The following is an 8,420-nucleotide window of genomic DNA, read 5'->3' as shown; positions in this document are numbered from 1 at the left end:
GGACGGGCCGCCTCACGCCGTCCCAGGCGACGGTGACGCTCTAAACCAGCCCGCCGCGCTCATTGCGCGACAGCCTCTTAGGATATCTTGCCGGGTATACGGACGGCGACAAAGTTTTCACTTATTATAATATAGATAGTGCCGATGACCAGAAGTGGCTGCCTGAGACCTTCTGTGTCAATGCCTCTGATATTCCCTCCGGAAAAAAAATCAGGCTAATGCATGCCGAGACGGGCCAATATATTGCCTCTTTGGCTTCGAATATATTCGCCATAATTTTAATGGCCTCCTATGGGTCTGATCAGATCGAAAGCTATTCATTGACTGAACGGTCGGGGGGATATCTGATATCAAATTCTGTTGGTTATTACCTGTCCTATGACCACGACCGCGATGTGCTCGCGATGTCCACGGATCCTGACAGCGAAGACTGCATCTGGGACTTCGAGACATTGGGAACGAAGTCCGGTTTCTATGTGAAGGCCCGTCGCAGCGGGCCCTATGGCACGCATCTCTACTGGAATGGCAGTCAGTTCGGACTCTATGGCATCGCCTCTGATGATCAAATCTGGGTCGCACAGCTCGCCTGACAGATAACGAGGCCGGCCGGGTCAACGCTCGGCCGGCGGCTCGTGTTTAACGGCCCTGGCCACCGCCTCCGGATGCTCCGGCGCCCAGTCGGCCCAGCGCGGGCGGTCGATCGAGAACAGGTCGGTCGTCCGCGCATACCAGCCGCCGCCATGCATGCGGCCGATAAGGCCCAGCGCGGGCGTGTCGATGTGGTGGCGGGCGGCGTCGAGCACGGCATCGTCGCGGACATGGGCGACCAGCACCTCGCCCAGCACGATCGCCTGACGGGGGCCGGTGGTGATGGCGGTGTGCAGGCGGCATTCGAAGGCGACGGCAGCCGCCGCGATGCGCGGCGGGCGGATCGCGGTGGAGGCGATGGTGTCGAGACCGGCCAGCGCCAGTTCGTCCACGCCCGGCGGGGCGTCGATGCAGGTGATGTTCATCTGCGGCGCCAGATCCTCCGACACCAGATGCACCACGAATTCGCCGGTCGCCAGGATGTTGGCGGGGGTGTCCTTGAAGCGGTCTTCCGGGTGGCGGAGCATGCCCACCGCCAGGATCGGCGGCTCGTGCCCCATGCAGTTGAAGAAGCTGTAGGGGGCGGCATTCACCCGGCCCTCGGCCGACAGCGAGGTGACCCAGGCGATCGGGCGCGGCGTGATGGTGGAGCCGAGGATCTTGTAGCGGTCGGGTGCCGCCATGCGGCGCATGTCGAATTCCATCGGACCCCCTGGTCATGGCAACGCGGCCGGCAGTCAGTCCCGGTGATAGGGATGGCCGTCCAGAATGGTTTGTGCACGATAGATCTGTTCGGCGATCAGTGCACGCACCAGCATATGGGGGAAAGTGAGCCGGCCCAGCGCCACGACCAGATCGGCCTGATCGCGCAGGCCCGCGTCCAGCCCGTCGGCACCGCCGATGATCAGCGCTACCTCGCGCCGGCCGGCCTCGGCAAAGCCCCCCAATGCGCCGGCGAAGCCCCGGCTGTCGAGCAGCCGGCCGCGTTCGTCCAGCGCCACCAGAGCGGCGCCGGCAGGCAGTTTCGCGCGGATCGCCTGGGCTTCCTCGGCTTTCAGGGCATCGCTCTGCAGCGTCGCCTTGCGGGCCTGAACCTCGACCAGCGTGAACGGCCAGCGCAGCCGGCGGACATAATCGTCCACCAGCGCCGCTTCCGGGCCGCCGCGGGCACGGCCGACGGCGACCAGGGTGATGCGCAGAACCAGGCTCATCGGCCGGTCCCCGGCAGGTTACCGGGGCGGCGGATCACTCCGCGACGCGCTGCGATCCGTCGCCGGGAAGGTTGGCGCCCCACATCTTTTCCAGATTGTAGAACGCGCGCACTTCCGGCCGGAACAGATGCACGACCACCGGACCCGCATCGACCAGAACCCAGTCGGCGAGCGGCAGGCCCTCGGTCAGCGGCAACTGGTCGCCGGTGGCCTTGATGCGCATTTCCAGCTTTTCAGCGAGCGAGGCGACATGACGGCTCGACCGGCCACTTGCGACCACCATGTAGTCGGCGAAATCGGTCTTGCCGGCAAGGTCGATGACCACGACGTCCTCGGCCTTGTCGTCGTCCAGCGAGGCGCGGACCAGATCGAGCACCTGGTCGGCGTCGAGCAGTACCGGCGGGATCACCGGTACCGTGATGGGACTGTCGGTCTGCAACAGAGCGAACCTCATCAAGCGTTGGCGGGGGCGGGGGCGGTGCTCATGCACCGGAAAGCCCGCAGGCGCCATGATTTAACCATAGCAGGCATCGCCGGTTTTCGCGACGGTGATCCGTCGCGGTCAACCATGCCTGTTCCTGTGGCCGGCCTCTGGCCCGCCGGATGCCGCGGGTGCCGGGCCTATGCGGCCACGGGGCGGGCGTCCTTCGGGCCGGGGTTTGCGGCCTTCGCGTATTTCGGTCGCCGAGCGCGGATCCAGCCGGGCATGCAGCAGGATCCAGGCCGGCGGGTCCAGGCGTGCCAGCCGGCCGGCCCGGTGTTCGGGCAGGCGGTGGTGCGCCAGCGTGCGGGCGGCCCGTCCGGCCATGGCACGGATGCCATAGCCCGGCCGGTCGATGACGGCGATCGGCACCATCCGGGCCAGCCGCCGCCAGCCGCCCCAGCGATGCAGATCGGTGAGGCCATCGGCGCCCATGATCCAGACGAAGCGGATCCTGGGAAACCGGCGGCGGAGTGCGGCCACGGTATCGACGGTGAAGCGGGTGCCGAGCGCCGCCTCGGCCGTGGTGATGCGCAGCCGCGGATGACTGGCCATGGCCCTGGCGCCGGCGACCCGGTCGGGCAGGGGGGCGGCCATGCGGCCGGCCCTGACCTTCAGCGGGTTGCCGGGGCTGACCAGCCACCACACCTCGTCCAGCCGAAGCCGGCGCAGTGCCGTCAGCGCCACATGAACGTGGCCTTCATGGGTGGGATCGAAAGATCCGCCATAAAGGCCCACGGTCATGGCGGGGCCACGGCCGGCCACCCGCCACAGCGGGTCGCCACCGGCGGCGGCACCCCGCCGCCGGTCAGGCGCGAAGCGTGCCCTGGCCGCGAACGACATATTTGAACGTTGTCAGTTGTTCCACCCCCACAGGGCCGCGGGCGTGCATCCGTCCGGTCGAGATCCCGATTTCCGCCCCCATGCCGAATTCGCCACCATCGGCGAACTGGGTGGAGGCATTGTGCATGACGATGGCGCTGTCCACCTCGGCCAGAAAGCGTTCGGCGGTGGCGGCATCATCGGTGACGATGCTGTCGGTGTGATGCGAGCCATAAGCCTCGATGTGGTCGATGGCACCGGCCACGCCATCGACGACGCGGGCCGAGATGATCGCATCCAGATATTCGGTCCGCCAGTCGGCCTCGGTCGCCGGCACCACCCGGGCATCCGCCGCCTGAACCGCGGCGTCGCCGCGCACCTCGCAGCCGGCATCCAGCAGCGCGGTCACGATCGGCGCCAGCATGACGGGCGCTGCGGCCCGGTCGACCAGCAGGGTTTCGGCCGAGCCGCAGATACCGGTGCGGCGCAGCTTGGCGTTGATCACGATCGCCTGGGCCATCTCAGGATTCGCGGCGCCATCGACATAGACATGGCACAGGCCCTCCAGATGGGCGAAGACCGGCATCCGCGCCTCGGTCTGCACCCGCTCGATCAGCGACCGGCCGCCGCGCGGCACGATCACGTCGATCAGGCCGACGGCAGCCAGCATGGCGCCCACGGCAGCCCGGTCGGTGACCGGCACCAGTTGCACGGCGTCGGCGGGCAGGCCGGCCGATGCCAGCCCCGCCACCATCGCCGCATGGATGGCGCGCGAACTGTTGAAGCTTTCCGAGCCGCCGCGCAGGATCACGGCATTGCCGGCCTTCAGGCACAGTGCGCCGGCATCGGCGGTGACGTTGGGGCGGCTTTCATAGATCACGCCCACCACGCCCAGCGGCACCCGCACCCGTGCAATGTGCAGCCCGGTGGGGCGGTCCCATTCCTCCATCACCCGGCCGACCGGATCGGCCAGCGCCGCCACATCCTCTATACCGCGGGCGATCGCCTCGATCCGGCCCGCGTCCAGGGCCAGCCGGTCGAGCAGCGCGCCGGTCAGGCCGCGATCGCGGGCGGCAGCCATGTCGGTGGCGTTGGCCTCAAGGATCGCGTCACGGCCGGCACGGATCGCCGCCGCCGCCGCCTTCAGGCCCGCGGTCTTGGCGTCGGGGGCCGTCTGCGCCAACTGACGCTGTGCCGCACGGGCGCGGGCGCCCATATCGGCGATCAGGGCTTCAGGGGTGGTGGTCGCCGGCGTGACGGTGGCCGGGTCCGGAATGTTGGTGGCCGGGGTGGTGGCGACGCCGGGGTTGGCGGTGGTCAGGCTGTCGGTCATCACACAGAGGCCTCCTCTTCGTCGCCAGCGGCGTGGAATACCAGATCGTCGCGGTGGATCATCTCATCCCGGCCGCGAAACCCCAGAATCTGTTCGATCTCGGCCGAGCGGTGGCCGGCGATCGCGCGGGCATCGGCATCGCCATAGGCGGCCAGCCCGCGGGCGATCTCGCGGCCCTGGCCATCGAGCACCGCGACCGCGTCGCCGCGATCGAACTGGCCGTCGACCATGCGCACACCTGCCGGCAGCAGGCTGCCGCCGCGGGCCAGGGCGCGCACCGCGCCGTCATCGACGCTGAGCGCGCCGCGCGGGCTCAGCCGGCCGCCGATCCAGCGCTTGCGCGCGGTGTGGGGGGTGGTTTCGGGGTCGAACCATGTCGCGCGGCCGCCGCTTTCCACAGCAGCCACCGGGTGCAGCGGATGGCCGGGCGCGATCACCATGGCGCAGCCCGCAGCACCGGCGACCCGCGCCGCGGCAAGCTTGGTCGCCATGCCGCCCGATCCCACCGCCGAACGGGCGCCGCCACCCATGGCCATGATCTCAGGGGTCAGGCGGGTCACGCGTGGAATATGCAGGGCGGCGGGGTCGAGCCCGGGATCGGCGGTATACAGCCCGTCGATATCCGAGAGCAGCAGCAGCAGATCGGCCGAGGCCATTTCCGCCACCCGCGCCGACAGCCGGTCGTTGTCGCCGAAACGGATTTCGGCGGTGGCGACCGTGTCGTTTTCGTTGATCACCGGCACCGCGCCCAGCTTCAGCAGCGTGGCCAGCGTCGCGCGCGCATTCAGATAGCGCCGGCGCGCCTCGCTGTCTTCAAGCGTCAGCAGCACCTGGGCCACCGGCAGATGATAGGCGCCAAGCACGGTTTCATAAGCATGGGCCAGCCGGATCTGGCCGGCCGCTGCCGCGGCCTGCTTTTCTTCCAGGCGCAGCACGCCCGCCCCCAGCCCCAGCAGCCGGCGGCCCAGCGCGATCGCGCCCGACGAGACCACGATCACGTCCTGACCGCGGCCGCGCAGGCGCGCGATGTCGGCCGCCAGGCTTTCAAGCCATGGCTGACGCAGCTGCCCGGTCGCATCGTCGACCAGCAAAGCCGAGCCGACCTTGATCACCACCCGCCGCGCCGCCGACAAGCCGGCTGCCGCGGGTGACAGCGCGTCGCTCAATGCCGCCTCCCTTTGGCGGGGTCGTCCACGACGGTGCCGTCCGTGCCGGCATCGTCTTCTTCGTCGTCGTCGTCGTCGATATCGTCTTCGTCGTCGATGTCGTCATCCTCATCGACGTCGTCGTCATCGATGTCATCGTCGTCGTCTTCGTCGTCTTCGGCGATGTCGTCGTCATCCTCGACGTCATCGTCGTCTTCGTCTTCGTTCCAGTCGTCGTCCCAATCCTCGTCCGAGGCGGTGACCACCAGACGATCGGCCTCCAGGCCGTCGACCAGGTCTTCGTGGCTGTCGAACAGATCGGCATTGCCGGCGCCGGCTCGGCCGCCGGCGGGGGTGTCTTCCGGGTCGGGCAGGCGCAGCAGGGGCGCACGCTTCTGGCCGCTCGCATCCACCGCCTCGTCGACCACGCCCAGCACCCGGCGGCGCTGATTGCGGGCCTCGATCTCGGCCTCGCGCACCGCCATGACATGGGGCATCAGCGCGTGCAGCGCCTCGGGCACGCCGCGGCGCGAGATGGCCGACAGCGCCAGCACCGGCCGGCCCAGCTCTTCCTCGACATAATCCTTCACCAGTTGGATGGTGTCGTCATCCAGCGCGTCGATCTTGCTCAGCGCGATGATCTCGGGCTTGTCGGTGATGCCGTGGCCGAAGGCCTCCAGCTCGCCGCGCACGATGCGGTAATTCTCGACCGGATCCTCGGCGGTGGCGTCGAGCAGATGCAGCAGCGCTCCGCAGCGTTCCACATGGCGCAGGAAGCGGTCGCCCAGCCCGTGGCCCTCATGCGCGCCTTCGATCAGGCCGGGAATGTCGGCCAGCACGAATTCATCGTCGCCCACCCGCACCACGCCCAGATTGGGATGCAGGGTGGTGAAGGGGTAATCGGCGATCTTGGGGCGGGCGGCGGTCACCCCGGCCAGGAAGGTCGATTTGCCGGCATTGGGCAGGCCGACCAGACCGGCATCGGCGATGATCTTCAGCCGCAGCCACAGCCAGCGTTCCGGGGCCTCGGTCCCCGGATTGGCCCGGCGCGGCGCCTGGGTGATCGAGGATTTGAACCGCGCATTGCCGAAACCGCCGCTGCCGCCATCGGCCAGCAGCACCCGCATGCCGGGCTCGGTCAGGTCGATCAGCATCCGCTCGCCACGCTCGTCCCAGATCTGGGTGCCGACCGGCAACTGGATCACGACATCCTCGCCGCGCGCGCCATGGCGGTTGCGGCCCATGCCGTGGGTGCCGCGACGGGCCTTGAAATGCTGCTGATAGCGGAAATCGATCAGCGTGTTCAGGTTGTCGACCGCAACCGCGATCACCCGGCCGCCATTGCCGCCGTCGCCGCCATCGGGACCACCGAACTCGATATACTTCTCGCGCCGGAAACTGACGCAGCCATTGCCGCCATCGCCGCCGCGGATATAGATCTTGGCCTGGTCGAGGAACTTCACGGGGGCGCGACTTTCGATGGCATCAGTGCAGAGGGCAGGCCGGCCGGACAGGGCGGGTCTGCCGAAAGATCTGGACGTGACGGATATCTGGTGGCGACGGGGCCCGGTATGAAGGGGCCGGCTTGTGTGGACTGGTCGGCAGGTCGGGACCGGCGGGCAGGCCGGTATCGCCATGGGCGGTGGTGTCGCAACACGAACAGAGGGGGATGGCCGGGCCATCCCCCTCGTCTCGCAGGCCCGGTGCCATCCACACCCGGCTCCGGCGGGCCGGATCAGGCGTCGAATGGCGCGGGCATGTCTCGCGTCGGGCGGCTGGCCTGGATCAGGCCTGCGCCGGCTCGACGTGAATGATCGTGCGGTCGTCGCGGCCACGCGTGAACGACACGGTGCCCTCGATCAGCGCGAACAGAGTGTGGTCGCGGCCCATGCCGACATTGCGGCCGGGATACCACTTGGTGCCGCGCTGACGGATCAGGATGTTGCCGGGGATGACGGCTTCGCCGCCAAACTTCTTGACGCCCAGGCGCCGGCCGGCACTGTCGCGACCGTTGCGGGAACTGCCGCCTGCCTTTTTATGTGCCATCTCGGAGACCTCCGTGATGCCCGGGACCAGTCATCAATGCCGGTCGCGCGGGTGTCGGTTGATGCTGATATCCGGGCGGTCAGGCCCGGACGTGGCCTTGGGATCGATGCGGACGCGGCACGGATGCGCCAGCGTCCCGCGCCGGTCGTCAGGCCGAAATTGCGGTGACGCGGATCTTCGTCAGGCTCTGACGATGACCGTTCAGGCGGCGATAGCCCTTGCGGCGCGTCTTCTTGAAGATCAGCACCCGGCGGGTGCGGACCAGATCAACGACCTCGGCCGTGACCTTGGCGCCGGCAACGATCGGAGCACCGATCTTCACGCCATCGGCGTCGCCGACCATCAGCGGCTCGAACTCGATCGTGCCGCCAGGCTCGATGCCGAGCGTCTCGACGGCGATGATGTCGTTCTCCGCGACCTTGTACTGCTTGCCGCCCGTCTTGATGACCGCGAACATGATCGATCTTCCCGATAGTCGTCGTCGCGCGGGCCGGCCGGGAGCCGCAGAGTGCGGCCCGCTCAAGCCCATGGCCCACGCGGAACAGTTGGAGTGGTTGCACCCGCCAGAGCCCCGGCTCCGACCAGCCCGCCCTGGGGCGGATCGGTCCGTGGTGCGGACGAAAGCGACCGGGTCGGCGCCGACTTGTGATCGCCGCCGCTGCCCGGGACCACGCGACTATATTGGCCGCGCGTGCTTTGTCAACAGCGACGGGCAGATAACCCAGGGCAATCGGGTGAAACTGTGCGTGACAGGGCGGAAAAAGTCTGAATCTCTCGTTGTCGACCTTTTTGGC

General features: G+C 68.3%; 9 protein-coding genes and 1 pseudogene. 1 reads left to right on the top strand and 9 read right to left on the bottom strand.

What is annotated here, in order from left to right; genetic code table 11:
* The first annotated feature begins 62 nt into the window (after nt 1–62).
* Complete coding sequence (locus tag IEW15_RS24380; protein ID WP_188582975.1) at nt 63–590, top strand: hypothetical protein; 528 nt, start codon at nt 63–65, stop codon at nt 588–590.
* A gap of 21 nt (nt 591–611) precedes the next feature.
* Here IEW15_RS24380 and IEW15_RS24375 read toward each other — a convergent pair whose 3' ends face one another.
* From IEW15_RS24375 to rplU, 9 genes and pseudogenes are all read right to left on the bottom strand, one after another.
* On the bottom strand, nt 612–1,292 hold the full coding sequence (locus IEW15_RS24375; protein ID WP_188582974.1) for a flavin reductase family protein: 681 nt from the start codon (nt 1,290–1,292) through the stop codon (nt 612–614).
* Nucleotides 1,293–1,325: 33 nt separating this feature from the next.
* A complete protein-coding gene (rlmH, locus tag IEW15_RS24370; protein ID WP_188582973.1) occupies nt 1,326–1,799 on the bottom strand; it encodes a 23S rRNA (pseudouridine(1915)-N(3))-methyltransferase RlmH in 474 nt (157 codons plus the stop codon).
* A gap of 34 nt (nt 1,800–1,833) precedes the next feature.
* The gene (gene rsfS, locus IEW15_RS24365; RefSeq protein WP_188582971.1) at nt 1,834–2,238 is read right to left on the bottom strand and encodes a ribosome silencing factor; all 405 of its coding nucleotides are present in this window, start codon (nt 2,236–2,238) and stop codon (nt 1,834–1,836) included.
* A gap of 123 nt (nt 2,239–2,361) precedes the next feature.
* The gene (locus IEW15_RS24360) at nt 2,362–3,123 is read right to left on the bottom strand and encodes a nicotinate-nucleotide adenylyltransferase (RefSeq protein WP_306432676.1); all 762 of its coding nucleotides are present in this window, start codon (nt 3,121–3,123) and stop codon (nt 2,362–2,364) included.
* Nucleotides 3,089–4,435 (bottom strand): glutamate-5-semialdehyde dehydrogenase, encoded by a 1,347-nt coding sequence (locus IEW15_RS24355; protein WP_188582969.1) that lies wholly within the window; start codon nt 4,433–4,435, stop codon nt 3,089–3,091. The genes IEW15_RS24360 and IEW15_RS24355 overlap by 35 nt, the downstream gene beginning before the upstream one ends.
* Complete coding sequence (gene proB, locus IEW15_RS24350) at nt 4,435–5,601, bottom strand: glutamate 5-kinase (RefSeq protein WP_188582967.1); 1,167 nt, start codon at nt 5,599–5,601, stop codon at nt 4,435–4,437. Before proB ends, IEW15_RS24355 begins: the two co-directional genes overlap by 1 nt.
* A gap of 422 nt (nt 5,602–6,023) precedes the next feature.
* Nucleotides 6,024–7,043: pseudogene (gene obgE / locus IEW15_RS24345) on the bottom strand (GTPase ObgE); the annotation flags it as partial.
* Between the two features lie 322 nt (nt 7,044–7,365).
* Nucleotides 7,366–7,626, bottom strand: a complete 261-nt coding sequence (gene rpmA, locus IEW15_RS24340) for a 50S ribosomal protein L27 (protein WP_188582962.1) — start codon at nt 7,624–7,626, stop codon at nt 7,366–7,368.
* Nucleotides 7,627–7,774: 148 nt separating this feature from the next.
* Nucleotides 7,775–8,083 carry a 50S ribosomal protein L21 gene (gene rplU, locus IEW15_RS24335; RefSeq protein ID WP_188582960.1) on the bottom strand — a complete coding sequence of 103 codons (309 nt, stop codon included), beginning with the start codon at nt 8,081–8,083 and terminating at the stop codon, nt 7,775–7,777.
* Nucleotides 8,084–8,420 lie beyond the last annotated feature (337 nt).

Source organism: Tistrella bauzanensis (assembly GCF_014636235.1).
GTDB classification, from domain to species: domain Bacteria; phylum Pseudomonadota; class Alphaproteobacteria; order Tistrellales; family Tistrellaceae; genus Tistrella; species Tistrella bauzanensis.
Note: the sequence above shows the minus strand (reverse complement) of the source record. Positions and strands in the feature narration are given on the sequence as shown.